This is a genomic window from Nostoc sp. DedQUE08 (assembly GCF_034530895.1).
Lineage (GTDB): Bacteria > Cyanobacteriota > Cyanobacteriia > Cyanobacteriales > Nostocaceae > Nostoc.
This window is the reverse complement of the sequence record NZ_JAVRCD010000111.1, coordinates 1-14,320: the sequence shown is the minus strand read 5'-3', so window position 1 is coordinate 14,320 and position 14,320 is coordinate 1. Positions and strand designations below refer to the sequence as shown.

Annotated in this window: 12 protein-coding genes; 8 read left to right on the top strand and 4 right to left on the bottom strand. The window is 42.5% G+C overall.

Annotation, left to right across the window (positions count from 1 at the left end; genetic code table 11):
* Window positions 1-434 precede the first annotated feature (434 nt).
* The 3 genes from RMY64_RS35940 to RMY64_RS35930 form a co-directional block, all read right to left on the bottom strand.
* The gene (locus tag RMY64_RS35940) at window positions 435-2,816 is read right to left on the bottom strand and encodes a phosphoketolase family protein (RefSeq protein WP_322702592.1); all 2,382 of its coding nucleotides are present in this window, start codon (window positions 2,814-2,816) and stop codon (window positions 435-437) included.
* A 154-nt stretch (window positions 2,817-2,970) separates the two neighbouring features.
* The gene (gene rimM / locus RMY64_RS35935) at window positions 2,971-3,558 is read right to left on the bottom strand and encodes a ribosome maturation factor RimM (RefSeq protein WP_322702591.1); all 588 of its coding nucleotides are present in this window, start codon (window positions 3,556-3,558) and stop codon (window positions 2,971-2,973) included.
* A 79-nt stretch (window positions 3,559-3,637) separates the two neighbouring features.
* Entirely contained in the window at window positions 3,638-4,921 is a 1,284-nt protein-coding gene (locus RMY64_RS35930; RefSeq protein ID WP_322670381.1) for a valine--pyruvate transaminase, read from the bottom strand.
* Window positions 4,922-5,305: 384 nt separating this feature from the next.
* Between RMY64_RS35930 and RMY64_RS35925 the strand changes: the two genes are divergently transcribed.
* The 8 genes from RMY64_RS35925 to RMY64_RS35890 all read left to right on the top strand — a co-directional run bounded on the left by RMY64_RS35925 (window position 5,306) and on the right by RMY64_RS35890 (window position 11,997).
* Window positions 5,306-6,415 carry an S-(hydroxymethyl)glutathione dehydrogenase/class III alcohol dehydrogenase gene (locus tag RMY64_RS35925; protein WP_322702590.1) on the top strand — a complete coding sequence of 370 codons (1,110 nt, stop codon included), beginning with the start codon at window positions 5,306-5,308 and terminating at the stop codon, window positions 6,413-6,415.
* Window positions 6,416-6,844: 429 nt separating this feature from the next.
* The gene (locus RMY64_RS35920) at window positions 6,845-8,458 is read left to right on the top strand and encodes an NAD(P)H-quinone oxidoreductase subunit 4 (RefSeq protein ID WP_322702589.1); all 1,614 of its coding nucleotides are present in this window, start codon (window positions 6,845-6,847) and stop codon (window positions 8,456-8,458) included.
* Between the two features lie 121 nt (window positions 8,459-8,579).
* On the top strand, window positions 8,580-9,185 hold the full coding sequence (locus RMY64_RS35915) for a Uma2 family endonuclease (RefSeq protein WP_322702588.1): 606 nt from the start codon (window positions 8,580-8,582) through the stop codon (window positions 9,183-9,185).
* Between the two features lie 26 nt (window positions 9,186-9,211).
* Window positions 9,212-9,628: a XisH family protein gene (locus RMY64_RS35910; protein WP_322684599.1), complete on the top strand. Its 417-nt coding sequence runs from the start codon at window positions 9,212-9,214 to the stop codon at window positions 9,626-9,628.
* Window positions 9,616-9,951, top strand: coding sequence for a XisI protein (locus tag RMY64_RS35905; protein ID WP_322684600.1), 336 nt, complete (start codon window positions 9,616-9,618; stop codon window positions 9,949-9,951). Before RMY64_RS35910 ends, RMY64_RS35905 begins: the two co-directional genes overlap by 13 nt.
* A gap of 89 nt (window positions 9,952-10,040) precedes the next feature.
* Complete coding sequence (locus tag RMY64_RS35900; protein ID WP_322684601.1) at window positions 10,041-10,187, top strand: hypothetical protein; 147 nt, start codon at window positions 10,041-10,043, stop codon at window positions 10,185-10,187.
* A 540-nt stretch (window positions 10,188-10,727) separates the two neighbouring features.
* Window positions 10,728-11,321 carry a DUF4360 domain-containing protein gene (locus tag RMY64_RS35895; RefSeq protein WP_322670374.1) on the top strand — a complete coding sequence of 198 codons (594 nt, stop codon included), beginning with the start codon at window positions 10,728-10,730 and terminating at the stop codon, window positions 11,319-11,321.
* 112 nt (window positions 11,322-11,433) lie between these two features.
* Window positions 11,434-11,997, top strand: coding sequence for a hypothetical protein (locus RMY64_RS35890; RefSeq protein ID WP_322670373.1), 564 nt, complete (start codon window positions 11,434-11,436; stop codon window positions 11,995-11,997).
* Between the two features lie 173 nt (window positions 11,998-12,170).
* Here the strand turns inward: RMY64_RS35890 and RMY64_RS35885 are convergent.
* A partial coding sequence (locus tag RMY64_RS35885; protein WP_322702587.1) for a COR domain-containing protein occupies window positions 12,171-14,320 on the bottom strand: 2,150 nt, incomplete at its 5' end.

Genomic DNA, 14,320 nt, shown 5'->3' with positions numbered 1-14,320 from the left:
ATTCAATAAACGACTGCCCGAATTCAATCAACGACTGCCCGAATTCAATAAACGATCGCCCGAATTCAATAAACGACTGTTTGAATTTAATATAACGTGAGTTCGACAGACCTTTCCCGGACAGCCTCCCTTTCCTAAAAGGCGAACGCGTAGCGTCTGGGTAAGGAGAGCGAGGAGAACGAGAAAAGAAAAGTTTTTGCTCCCCTCTCCTGGTAGGAGAGGGGCTGGGGGAGAGGTCAAAATAGCACTCGTCGAACTCACGTTAAAGAAAGGCTTGTCGCTTCACAAGGGGAGAGGTGATTCAAGGATTTTTGCAAGAGGTCTACTTATTTCCTATTTAGAACTTACGCAAAACTGCACATTATAAGAGCAATTCATGAATTGCCCCTACCTGAAAATAAGGGTTTCGGTTATTGTTTGCGTAAGTCCTCCGATTAATAGGGCCACTTCCAATCGCGAATTTCCGGCATATCGTCGCCGTACTTATCAATATATTGCTTGTGTTCGATCAATTTGTCTTGCAAATGTTGCTTGACATAAGCTGCCCTATATCCCAATTTTGGTACGCGCTCAATTACGTCCATCACTAAATGGAAGCGATCGAGTTCGTTAAGAACAACCATATCAAAGGGGGTGGTGGTAGTTCCCTCTTCCTTGTAGCCGCGCACATGCATCTGCTCGTGGTTAGTATGACGATAGGTTAAGCGATGAATCAACCAGGGATAGCCATGAAAGGCAAAGATAATGTGTTTATCTGTGGTGAAAATCGTGTCAAAGTCTTTTGCGCTCAAACCGTGGGGATGTTCGCTTTTTGGCTGTAGTGTCATTAAATCGACTACGTTCACCACCCGCACTTTTAAATCTGGGAAGTGCTGGCGCAGAATATCCACAGCCGCCAAGGTTTCTAAGGTGGGAATATCCCCAGCACAAGCCATTACTACATCTGGATTGCCGTCTTGGTCGTTGCTTGCCCATTCCCAAATACCGATGCCTTTGGTGCAGTGCTTGATGGCAGCATCCATATTTAGGTATTGCAATGCTGGTTGCTTTCCAGCAACGATAACGTTGACATAGTTACGGCTTCTCAGGCAGTGATCGGTTACTGATAGCAAAGTGTTGGCATCGGGCGGCAAATACACCCGAACGATCTCTGCTTTTTTGTTGATTACATGGTCAATAAAACCGGGGTCTTGGTGGGAGAAACCGTTATGGTCTTGTCGCCAAACGTGAGAGGTGAGTAGGTAATTGAGGGAAGCAATCGGTCTACGCCAGGGAATATGTCTAGTCGTTTTCAACCATTTGGCGTGCTGATTGAACATCGAGTCAATGATGTGGATAAATGCCTCGTAGCAAGAGAAAAACCCGTGGCGTCCTGTGAGGAGGTAGCCTTCTAACCATCCTTGACAATTAGTTTCGCTGAGAATTTCCATCACCCGACCATCGGGGGAAAGGTGGTCATCTTCGGGGAGGATCTGGGCTGCCCAATCCCGGTCTGTAACTTCTAGCACAGCGCCTAAACGATTCGATACCGTTTCATCGGGGCCGACGATGCGGAAGTTGCGGCTTTCTTGGTTAAGTTGCATGATATCCCGGAGAAATTTTCCGGCAACTTGGGTAGCTTCAGCGATCGCTTGCCCTGGTTTGAGAACATCTACGGCATAGTCTCGAAAGTCGGGCATTTTCAAGTCACACAGCAAAAGACCGCCGTTAGCGTGGGGATTGTCACCCATGCGTCGATGCCCCTTGGGAGCCAGTTCTGCTAGTTCGGGAATTAGTGTGCCGTTAGCGTCGAAGAGTTCTTCTGGTTTGTAACTCTTCATCCAATCTTCTAAGAGTTTCAGATGTTCTGGCTGTTTGGCGATGTTGCCAAAGGGGACTTGGTGCGATCGCCAAGAACCTTCTGTTTTTTTACCATCTACTTCCTTTGGCCCTGTCCAACCTTTGGGGGTTTTCAAGACAATCATCGGCCACTGAGGACGTTCAGTGTAACCATGTACGCGGGCTTCTCTTTGAATGCTTTGAATTTCGGCGATCGCTATATCTAGAGTCACCGCCATTTGCTGGTGGACATCTGCGGGATCGTCACCTTCGACAAAGTAGGGCTTGTAACCGTAGCCGACAAACAAGCTTTCTAATTCCTCACGGCTAATCCGTGCCAGTACTGTTGGGTTAGCAATTTTATATCCATTCAAGTGCAGGATCGGCAGTACAGCCCCATCATGCACGGGGTTGAGAAACTTGTTGGAATGCCAGCTAGTTGCTAAAGCACCTGTTTCGGCTTCGCCATCACCGACAACAGCAGCAACAATTAAATCAGGGTTATCAAAGGCAGCACCATAAGCGTGGACGAGGGCATAACCTAATTCCCCGCCTTCGTGGATCGAACCAGGAGTTTCCGGTGCAACGTGGCTGGGAATACCACCAGGGAAAGAGAATTGTTTGAAGAGTTTCTGGATTCCTTCAGCATCCTGGGAGATGTTGTGATAATACTTGGTGTAAGTGCCTTCTAGGTAGGTGTTGGCTACTAGTCCAGGCCCTCCATGACCGGGGCCAGCAATATATATTGTGTTGAGGTCATATTTTTTGATGACCCGATTCAGGTGAGCATAGATAAAGTTCAACCCTGGCGTTGTTCCCCAGTGACCCAAGAGCCTGGGTTTAACGTGTTCCAGCTTTAAAGGTTCTCTCAGTAGCGGATTGTCCAGTAGATATATTTGCCCAACCGAAAGATAGTTCGCTGCACGCCAGTAGGCGTTTATCTTATGTAATTCTTCATCTGTTAAAGGCTTTGTTTGTGGAGGACTGGCTAATGTCATTTCGACACTCCATTACAAAAGGATTTTGACGGATTCACCAGTATGTAATCTTACTTATTTTCAAGATGATGGCCATCTAACCGATGATGAATTTTTTCAGCCTTTATGACTATCCAGTACAGCATAATTAGCTAGAGATAGATCGAGGAATAACCTAATTATTAACTTCCAATAACCCAGGCGGTGGCGTAATTTCAATACGACCAGATGGCAAGTCTACCACTGGTGCGATCGCTTCTACAAATGGAATCAAAACAGTCTTTTGTCCTTTGTCATTTGTCATTTGTCCTTTGTCAGTGGTAAAAGATGGGTGTAATTTTACTTCTAGCAAATCATTGCCGGCAGGGATAATGTCTACCACCGTACCTACGAGTTCGCCAGATGCTTGCATAAAGACTTCTAAGCCAATCAAATCGAGGACATGATATTCATCTTCGCCTAATTGGGGGCGATCGCTTGCTGGCACCATTAACTTACAACCGCGCAAAGCCTCTGCGCGATCGCAATTTTCCACGCCAGCTAATTTGACCACATACAAGTTTTTGTTACTGATGTAACGTCCTGTCAATAATTCGATTGGCTGCGGTTCTGTGTCATCTGAACACAACAACCAACGTTTTCCCGGTACTTCAAATCTTTCGGGAAAGTCTGATACAGGATAAACCCGTAATTCTCCAGACAATCCTTGAGGGGCAACAATCTTACCAATTTCTAACCAATTATCTAATTTGTCATTTGTCATTTGTCATTGGGCATTGGAGAAAAGATTCTTATAACTCCTAACTCCTAACTCTTAACTCCTAACTCCTAACTTTCTCTAATCAGGCAGTCACAGCCGCACGCTGATAAGCTTCTTCGGCCACTTTTGCTAAACGTTGCATAGCAGTGGCTATCTCTTCATCTGTACCTGTAAGGCTGATGCGGAAACATTGGTGCTTGTGCGCCCACTCTTGGTCTAAACCGGGGAAGAAGGTACTTCCAGGGACAATAATCACACCTACTTGCTTAACTAGCTGGTAAAATTCCCAATCACTCATGGGTAAATCCTGTAACCACAACCAAGCAAAAATTGCTCCTTCACCGCGATGGAGATACCAAGGTAAATCCTTGGGCATGGCTTGTTCTAAGCTGGTTTCTAAAACGGTAAATTTATTTTGGTAAAAGGGACGAATGACAGTGTGAGAAATTTCCACTAGAGCACCAGAATTGATTGCATAAGCTGCGATCGCTTGGCCGTAACGTGAAGAATGGAGACTCATATTTGCTTGGAAACACTCCAACACTTCAATCCACTTTTCATCCCCAATAGCTATACCAATTCTTTCTCCTGGTAATCCGGCTTTCGATAAACTCATGCAGTGGAGGATGTTATCACCGAACACTGGTGTCATGTCGGTAAAGTTTAATGCCGGGAAGGGAGGCGCATAAGCCGAGTCAATTAACACGGGTAGATTGTAAGGCGCAGCTAGGGCGGCAATCTTTTTCACCTCATCATCCGTGAGGACGTTACCAGTGGGATTACAGGGGCGAGAGAAGAGAACACAACCCGTATTTTCTGTAATCGTAAGTTGGCTGAAGTCGGGGCGATATTTAAATCGGTGAGCAGCCGCATCAATATCGAGAGTTGGTTTGTAGGCAGTTAAGGCTTTTGGAACTAAGCAGATACCGCCGTAACCTGTGTAATCAGGGCTGAGGGGTAAAACGATTTGTTTTAACTCGCCGCTAGGGGTATAGCCACCGAAGGTATTGGCAGCGTAGAAGTAGAGGGTTTGACTACCGGGGGTGATGAGGATATTGCGATCGGTTAATTTTAACCCGTAGCGTTTGTTAAAATCGTTGGCGATCGCTTCAACGAATGGTGCATAGCCCTGACTTGAACCGTAGCGGCAAACTACCTCACCATATTCTGGACTAGCCAAAAGCTGTGCAGTGCAATCCCGCCATAATTGCTCTACCTCTGGCAAAATCAACGGATTACCAGCACTCAAATTAATAAACTGCTGCCCTGCACCCGCTCGTAATGTTTCGATAATATCCTTCATGATTGCTCTGACGCCAGTCAGGTTGGACATTTGAGCGCCAATTTGAGTTAGGGCAGGGTTCATAAGCTGTGACAAAATGTATTAATTGAGGGGTGGACAAATTATTTGGGGTTTGCTGCTGACATCCAGTTTACATCGTTGCCAAAACAGCTGTTGCCGCCTTTAACCAATCTAGCGAGAGAATGACATTTTAACAAAGGTAATAATATTTATCGTTATAGCCGCGATCGTGCTTAGTAGATACTGATGAAGTAATACAAAAGTCTATCATGCGTTCAATGCCTGTGAGGAAACTGGGGAGTAAAGAAGAGAATAGAGTACAGGTTACAGGGTACAGGTTACAGGGTACAGGGGGAGCAGGGGAGGCAGGGGAAGCAGGGGAAGAAGACCAATGACAAATGACAAATGACAAATGACAAATGACAAAACTATACAGGAGCGCTGACATTGGAAGTTAAAGCAGCAGTAGCTTACAGTGCAGGTAAGCCGTTGACGATTGAAACCGTTCAACTATCAGGGCCACAAGCCGGTGAAGCGTTAATTGAAGTAAAAGCAAGTGGGGTTTGCCACACCGACGCTTTTACCTTATCTGGTGACGATCCCGAAGGTTTGTTTCCGGCTATTTTGGGACATGAAGGTGCTGGTGTGGTAGTGGAAGTAGGCGCTGGTGTCACCAGTCTCAAACCAGGCGATCGCGTGATTCCCCTCTACACTCCCGAATGTCGCCAATGCGAATATTGTCTGAGTTTCAAAACTAATCTCTGTCAAGCCATTCGCCTAACTCAAGGACGCGGTGTGATGCCCGATGGCACCAGTCGCTTTAGTATTGATGGGCAGATGATTCATCATTATATGGGTACATCCACTTTTGCTAACTATACGGTGCTGCCAGAAATCGCCTTAGCAAAAATTCGGGAAGATGCTCCCTTTGATAAGGTTTGTTACATTGGCTGCGGTGTGACTACTGGTATTGGTGCAGTCATCAATACTGCCAAGGTGGAACCTGGAGCAAATGTTGTGGTTTTTGGTTTGGGTGGTATTGGCTTAAATGTCATCCAAGGGGCGCGGATGGTAGGGGCAAATATGATTGTCGGGGTAGATATTAATCCCAACAAACGTGCCTTAGCGGAAAAATTTGGTATGACGCACTTTGTTAATCCCCAAGAAGTAGAGGGTGATTTAGTTCCCTATCTGGTTGATTTAACAAAAGGCGGTGCTGATTACAGTTTTGAATGTATCGGTAATGTCAAAATTATGCGTCAAGCATTAGAATGCTGCCATAAAGGTTGGGGCGTCAGCGTGATTATTGGTGTTGCTGGTGCTGGACAGGAAATCAGTACTCGTCCTTTTCAATTAGTAACTGGGCGCGTTTGGAAAGGTTCAGCATTTGGTGGCGCTAGAGGACGTACAGATGTGCCAAAAATTGTTGATTGGTATATGGAAGGTAAGATAAATATTGATGATTTAATTACCCATGTGATGCCCATTGAGCAAATTAATGATGCTTTTGAATTGATGCACAAAGGTGAATCAATTCGTAGTGTGGTGACTTTTTAGCTGTTAGAGGATGTTTTAAAAGGGTATTTTGCTCTCATAGCTAGCACATTAAAGTATCTCAGTACATAGCTAAACCTTAAATTGGCGTTGCACTTAACCCAATACAGAGGGTTAGGTTTATGACTCAACTTAGAAGCGTAGAGTAAATAGTCCTGACAATTGGGCTGAACCAAAAAATGTAACTGTATTGTAACGGTAGCTTTAGCTACCGTTTTTTATTGACGTTGCAAAAGTTTACATTTAGAATGGAATCGTCAAAACCCGATAAGTATTTATTCTTATTTTTCCTGAAAATTTGACATTCAATGAGTATATGTTCTTATCTTTGTCAAAAATTTCATCTTATAGAGTTAAAGAATGTTTACAAAAGTATTGATTACTTAATATAATTAAATCAAAAGTGATAAGGCAAATTGATTGTCAGAAGTAATGAATGCTATTGAATTTCCCTGGCTAACAGCCATAATCCTCTTACCCTTGGTGGCTACCTTAGCCATCCCCCTAATCCCAGACAAGGAAGGTAGAACTGTGCGGTGGTATGGTCTGGGAGTTGCGATCGCCGACTTTGCACTGATGATTTATGCCTTTTGGTATGAGTACGACTTCCAGAGTTCAAGACTCCAACTTATAGAAAACTATCCTTGGATACCACAGTTAGGTTTGCATTGGGCTGTGGGGGTTGATGGTTTATCGATGCCCTTACTGCTTCTGACAGGCTTAATCAATACCCTCGCAATATTCGCGGCTTGGAAAGTTAACACCAAGCCGCGATTATTTTATGGTTTGATGTTAGCGATGTACAGCGCCCAGCTTGGCGTATTTGTTGCCCAAGATTTGCTGTTGTTCTTCCTGATGTGGGAAATCGAGTTAGTGCCGGTTTACCTGCTGATTTCCATTTGGGGAGGACAAAACCGCCGTTATGCCGCTACCAAATTTATTCTTTACACCGCTGCTGCATCAATATTTATCTTGATTGCAGGTTTTGCAATAGCATTCTCTGGAGATACCGTCACTTTCGATATGGCGACTCTAGGAATGAAAGAATACCCCAAAACCTTGGAATTGTTGGTTTATGCAGGTTTCTTAATTGCCTTCGGTGTGAAAATGCCGATTTTCCCTTTACACACTTGGCTACCTGATGCCCACGGTGAAGCATCAGCACCCGGTTCAATGATTTTGGCTGGTGTGTTGTTAAAAATGGGTGGTTATGCTCTCATCCGCTTCAATGTGGAGATGTTGCCCAATGCCCATGTGACTTTTGCCCCAGTGTTAGCAGTTTTGGGTGTGGTTAACATTGTCTACGGTGCTTGCTGTGCCTTTGCTCAAACCAATCTCAAACGCCGCTTGGCTTACTCTTCAATTGCCCATATGGGGTTTGTGCTGATTGGGATTGCCTCTTACACAGAACTTGGTATCAGCGGTGCTGTATTACAGATGGTTTCCCACGGCTTGATTGCTGCTAGCTTGTTCTTCCTGTCTGGCGTGACTTACGATCGCACCCACACCTTGATGATGGATAAAATGGGCGGTATGGCTAAAGTAATGCCCAAAACCTTTGCTCTCTTTACCATTGGTTCAATGGCTTCTTTGGCTTTACCCGGAATGAGTGGTTTTGTGGGTGAGTTGATGGTGTTTCTGGGTATCGCCAGCAGTGATGTTTACAGTTCCAGTTTCAAAGTTGTAGTCGTGCTGCTGTCAGCAGTTGGCGTGATTTTGACACCGATTTATTTACTGTCAATGCTGCGTCAAGTGTTCTACGGAGAGCAAAATAAAGAGTTGCACTTGGATGCTGTAATCTCTGATGTCAAACCCCGCGAAATATTTATTACCGCTTGTTTGCTACTGCCAATCATCGGAATCGGGTTTTATCCCAAATTAGCAACGCAGACTTATGATGTGAAAGCAGTAGAATTAGTCGCCCATGCTCGTCAAGTTCTACCAGTTGTTGCTCATCAACAACCATCAAGTCTGTACTCACGTATTTTCTCTGCACCAACATTGGCTACTTCTCAAGTTGAAAGTTCAATTAATATTTCTGAGTAAATTAATTTCCCATTAAGGGGTCTGCAAGTAAATTCTAAATTTGAAGGGGTGGTTTTGTAACCACCCCTAAAATTTTGCCAAGATATATCCTAAATACAGGTGAAGCCCCAAAATATTAATTATGACCATTAACTTACCTATAGCCATAGAAATTATACCAATGGTCTTGCAATTGCAACCTGCGATCGCACTAACTGACGACCAGTTTTATGAATTTTGTCAGCTAAACCGCGACTTTCGCATTGAACGTAATGCTGCTGGAGAATTAGTCATTATGCCCCCAACTGGTTCGGAAACTGATGAACGCAATTTTAACTTAGTTGGGCAGTTGTGGGTATGGACAAAGCAAGATGCTACAGGTGTAGGCTTTGGTTCCAGTGGTGGGTTTACTTTGCCTAATGGTGCAGTGCGCTCGCCCGATGCAGCGTGGATAAAACGCGATCGCTGGGAAGCGATACCACCAGAACTGCGAAAAAAATTTGCACCGATTTGTCCTGAGTTTGTAATTGAATTGCGTTCTGAAACTGATAATTTGCGAATTTTGCAAGACAAGATGCAAGAGTATATTGATAATGGCACTCAACTTGGTTGGTTAATTGATAGAAAACAACGCCGAGTTTTTATTTATCGTCCTAATATTGCGGTTGAACAATTAGATAATCCAAAAACGCTTAATGGTGAACCTTTGCTAGCTGGGTTTGTTTTGGATTTAAGTCAGATTTGGTAAGGAATAAATACAAATGTTAGGAATCTATGGCAGCGAAAGACATATTCCATGATGCAGTAAGACGCGCTTTGGAGAAAGAGGGTTGGCTCATCACTAATGACCCGCTTTTCCTCCGTTTTGGTGGTTTGGATATGTACATCGACCTTGGTGCAGAGAAAGTTTTAGCAGCTGAACGAAATCAAGAAAAAATTGCGGTTGAAGTTAAAAGCTTTGTTGCTCCATCTACTACAACTGAATTTAGTACTGCTTTAGGACAGTATCTCAAATATCAATTAGCACTTGAAGAAGAACAACTTGAGAGACTTTTATATTTAGCAGTTCCTTTAGACACCTATCGTTCTTTTTTTACCTTAGAACTGCCACGCTTATTAATCCAACGTTACCAAGTTCGGCTGATTGTTTTCGATCCAGAAGAGGAGGCGATCGTGAAATGGCAAAAGTAGAAGAGTACCGTCAACTTATTCAAGAACTGTTGCTAGCTTACAGTGAAATCAAAGCCAGCAACGAAGAAGTCGAAGCAGAAGTTATTTTTGATAGAGAACGCGATCGATATCAACTTGTTCATGCGGGGTGGTCAAATAAGCGCCGTGTATATGGCTGTGTTTTGCATCTAGATATTAAAAACGAAAAAATTTGGATTCAACACGATGGTACTGAAGGAGGTATCGCCAATGAACTTATTAGTCGAGGTATACCTAAAAAAGACATAGTTTTGGCTTTTCATTCCCCCTTTAAACGACAATTTACCGAGTTTGCTGTTGGTTAATAATTCCAATCTTCATGAGTTAACCCTCATTTCACCGTAGATTGTGAAAAGATTATAGTTAAAGCAGGTGAAGTAGCCACAAAGCCATTATGACCACCAACTTACCTGTAGTCACAGAAATTATACCAATGGTTTTGCAATTGCAACCTGCGATCGCCATGACCGACGATCAATTTTACGAGTTTTGTCAGTATTTCCTCACAAGTTCCTCACATTCTCTTTCATCAGATATCTAATATAAGGAGAAACGACATATACATCTTTGTAGTTTTAATATTATTTTTATTGATATTCCAGTAAATTCCAGTCTGAATACTGGCAAAATTTAAGTTTTAATAAGCACCGTATTCCCTCACAAGTTCCTCATATTCTTTTTGTAACTTCAGGATAGAGACACTTAACTATTGCATGAATTAGCTTGAGAGTTTACACCTTCTTGTGTTGGGGTATTTCGGCAAAAGCTAGACTGCCTCTTTTCTTAGCGAAGGTATTAAAGCTTAATTCTACTTTTGCATCTATAGGAGAGTTCTCTCATGGATCTTACAGAGAAAGTGCCATTTTTTAATCTCAAGACTTTAGGCTATTACAGGTGAGTCCTATGTAGGTGATGCTATACCTACACTAAGTTAATTCTTGCCACAGTTAAAAACGATTTAGTTTCTAAATAAAGTAAACCTTCTAGAGATTTATCCTGCACTAGTTAAATAGTTGGGGGAGATGCATTTTGACTGCATTTTCCATGAAAAAACAACTTTAACAACATAGGTAGAATCAATATGAATTTTAAACAATTTGGTCTATTACTGTCTCTAACTACAATTCTTGGAATCAACGCGATCGCAACCAAGGCTTTGGCTGATGAGCCTAGTATTACTTTTGGAGATGCAATCGGGTCTGGTGGATGTAGTGTTGCCGATCAGCTTCCTGGAGATGATGGTAGAAGCTTATCGATCGTCTTGGATAACTTTAGTGCATTCAATGGTCAACGTCAAAAGTGTATTTTACGCGTTCAAACTTTTATTCCAAGTGGTTTCATCGTCCAAGATGTACAAGTACTGTACCAAGGAACTACTGATATTGATAGCAAGAGTAAAGGTACTAGCTTAAACAGAACTTATAGCTTTAGTGGTGGTGCTCTTGGTCAAGCCGTAGCTCCCCCTAAAACTAGCAAGTTTACATCTAGTAAGGCATTTGCAGAGCAAGATGAGATTACTGTTCTAGCTGCTACAGGTTTATGTAGTGGTGGTGGGCAAGGACTATTAGGTATTAATATGATTGCACAATCCTCACGAGGAAGTTCTATTTTCGTTGATACAGCCGATCTCAATGCTGGGGATGTAAGGCTTTATTTTGACCTAAGACGTTGCTAGTCCTCGCTTTTAGCGATTCTGCGCATAGATAGTGATACACCGCAGCAAATTCCAAGTTTAGTGGTCTTCAATGAGTGGTGAATCTAAATCCCCCACTCATTGAATCTACCGAATGTATTCTTCTTTAAAATTACAAATTTCTGTTGATGGAGAGGAAGTTATGTTGAGATTAAGTGATGCACGTAATTTTTTCATATTAATGTGCTTGTTTTTTTTCTGTTATAATGCCAATTCATCTAGCACCGCTGTTGCAATAGATAACCAGCCAAACTTTTTGGTTAATAAGAGATGTAATATAACTTTCAATCCGCAAATAAATCAGTTTACACTTGGCTCTAATATAACTGTAAACGCACAATCACCAAGGGCTAGATGTATCGTTAGAATTAATACTTCTAATACCCAAAAGCAATTTAGGCTCGTGCCTTTAGCTGTAAAAGGTGTAGTCAAGAACGCACCAGCACAAATAGCTATCTCATCATTTTTACTTGGCGATAAACCAACTCCATATCAAATGATGTATGGAAGTGCTATGAATTTTGATTTGACTAATCAAATACCTCTAACTAACTATACAACTACAGGAAAAAGTGTTTTAGGCATTAATTTAGTATTAATGACGAACGGAGGAGAATTAGAGTTGACAGAGCTAAAGTTTGCACTTCAACAACAATAAAATGTGGTTTTAGTGCTGGTGGCTCCTTCAGGAAAAAGGTGAAGAACATTAAGATGTTGGGGTGGTGCGATCGCTTGTGAGTCAGAATGAAAACATAAATTTATCATTCCAGTTTCTAGTAAAACAAGCTGGTATTTAGGCGGTGAATTTTACTTTTCAGTCTGATTCTTTGTTTAAGCATCTATGAAACCCTTGGTGGCTGCTATGACAATGCTGACAGCAGGATGATCAACAGCTTTTTCCAGAGCTTCTGATCCTGCTTCTTTCAGGGCATTGATAATTCGAGCTTTCAATTTTGGCTTCTGTTCTATTTGCTCTACTGCTTTGACGCCAACCATTGCAGTACTAGAATATTCTTGTGACAGTTGATCTAAAAGTTCTTTAATATCTTTTGCAGCTTGTGCCAAGTTTTGCGAGTTGTTGATTTGAGTGCCGATTTTATCACGCATGACTTTATCGCCACCAACGTTATCCCCAGAACCGTATTGATTTACTGTTGACATTGAATTATTTTCCTTTTGACGAATTTGATTTTGTTGTTCTTGAACTTGATTTAGGTTGAAATATATATTAGATGGTATTTGCGGAGATTGAGGAGGATTCGCTTCAACCCCTAACTGCTCTAAAAACAACCTCTCTTTACCCCTATCTATCACATCATCAATTAAGCTTAAAACATTCGCTTTTTCAAAGCTAATATCACATTCAATATCATATTTTTGTTTAGCAATGCGATTTCTTAAATTTTCAAGCTTATAAAAGTGTGGCTCTTGGTTATCTTTGCAAGTGATACAATTACAAGGGATTAACTTATTGTACTTCAGTCGCTTATACGACTCATGAATTTTATCAAGTTCATGTGTAACTATGGTCATCAAATCTCTTTTGTGACGACCTGAGGCTCGAATCTTAATCTCCCGCTTGCCGTAATATTCAATCACCTCAGCTTTGGTCTGGTCTTTGCTAAGAACAATGCCGCTTTTCCAGACACATTTTTGTTCAGTAATCAACTCATGCATGGCAACTATGAACTGGGTGATAATGCCTTTGGGCATGAAGTCGTAAGTGTAACGCAGAATCAGGTTGTCGGTTTGATTCCAGTTATACGAGGGTTGATTAGCAGATAACAGTTGTGGGGCAATATACTTTCCTTGGCTTCTAGGAATTTCGTAGCACAGTTTGAAGTTGATCATCAGGCGCAATAGTTCATCATGCATCGTGGCATATTCGTCTTCACACCAGATGTTTGCCAAGTCAGACCGGGTGAAACTGCCCAGGTTACCAATCACTTTTTCATTATCCAGCACTCTGTAGACTGCATTAGTTCCCCACTTGGGTTTGAGGATGACGGTCTTGTTCAAAAGTGGGTCTTCTTGGAAGTGCAAGCATACTCCCAAATCGTGCAGATAGCTGCTCAACTGCAACTTGTCATTTCTTTGGGTGAATCCATTTTGTTGACAGATATTCAGGTATTCATCCAAGCTAATGTAATTGCGTGCGCCACTCTCCAAAGCTTCCCGGACTCTAACCCAGGTTTTTGGGCTACGGTGTATACACGGTAGGGTTTTTGGGAGGGGACTACCAATATGGGGCAGGTTTTTAACGTAATGTTTGATTTGTTCTAAAACTTGTTCTAAACCTCTGTTTTTAGCAAGGTTTGTTGGTAAAGTCTCCTTCAAATTAGTAAACTGCCCCCGTAACTCACGTTCATTAATCTCCCGATGGCGGTTTTGCTTTTCATTTTTGATGATTAGCAGCGGACTGTTATCGCTCAACAGTTCTACAACATTTAGCCAGTAATAAAAATCCGTGTCTTCCTTGCGGGTATCTGCCACCAAAGCATAGAGTGAACGCTTGGTGAGGAAAAACTGGTGAGTAGCGTGGTAAATCTCTTGTCCCCCAAAGTCCCAGATATTGACTCGAAATTTTCGCTTATTTTTCATTGGGAAACTCCACTGGATAACTTCAATTCCCTTGGTAGAGTCTTCCTCTTGGAGTTGATAATTTTGGTCTTTAATTTTCTTCGCCAGTGTTGTCTTCCCTGCTCCTCCTTCGCCGACTATTAGTAACTTTGCTTCATACAGATAATCTGTGCCTTCTGCTTTGAGTTGCCGGAAATAATCCCTAATCGCCGTAATACCTTTTGCAACAATTTCTGGCGGCGGCTTTTCGATGGGGTTGCCACTTAAATCCAGGGAAGTGAGTTGTTGCAGTCCGGCGATCGCTTCTGGCAGTGTCGTTAATTGGTTGACACTTAAATTCAGGGAAGTGAGTTGTTGCAGGCGGGCGATCGCTTCTGGCAGTGTCGTTAATTGGTTGTAGC

Excerpts from the sequence above, each read along its gene's own strand:
- rimM (WP_322702591.1), bottom strand. The coding sequence starts at position 3,558 with ATGACAAATGACAAATTAGATAATTGGTTAGAAATTGGTAAGATTGTT.
- RMY64_RS35910 (WP_322684599.1), top strand. The coding sequence starts at position 9,212 with ATGGCAGCGAAAGACATATTCCATGATGCAGTAAGACGCGCTTTGGAG.
- RMY64_RS35915 (WP_322702588.1), top strand. The coding sequence starts at position 8,580 with ATGACCATTAACTTACCTATAGCCATAGAAATTATACCAATGGTCTTG.
- RMY64_RS35900 (WP_322684601.1), top strand. The coding sequence starts at position 10,041 with ATGACCACCAACTTACCTGTAGTCACAGAAATTATACCAATGGTTTTG.
- RMY64_RS35940 (WP_322702592.1), bottom strand. The coding sequence starts at position 2,816 with ATGACATTAGCCAGTCCTCCACAAACAAAGCCTTTAACAGATGAAGAA.
- RMY64_RS35890 (WP_322670373.1), top strand. The coding sequence starts at position 11,434 with ATGTATTCTTCTTTAAAATTACAAATTTCTGTTGATGGAGAGGAAGTT.
- RMY64_RS35920 (WP_322702589.1), top strand. The coding sequence starts at position 6,845 with ATGAATGCTATTGAATTTCCCTGGCTAACAGCCATAATCCTCTTACCC.
- RMY64_RS35905 (WP_322684600.1), top strand. The coding sequence starts at position 9,616 with ATGGCAAAAGTAGAAGAGTACCGTCAACTTATTCAAGAACTGTTGCTA.
- RMY64_RS35895 (WP_322670374.1), top strand. The coding sequence starts at position 10,728 with ATGAATTTTAAACAATTTGGTCTATTACTGTCTCTAACTACAATTCTT.
- RMY64_RS35930 (WP_322670381.1), bottom strand. The coding sequence starts at position 4,921 with ATGAACCCTGCCCTAACTCAAATTGGCGCTCAAATGTCCAACCTGACT.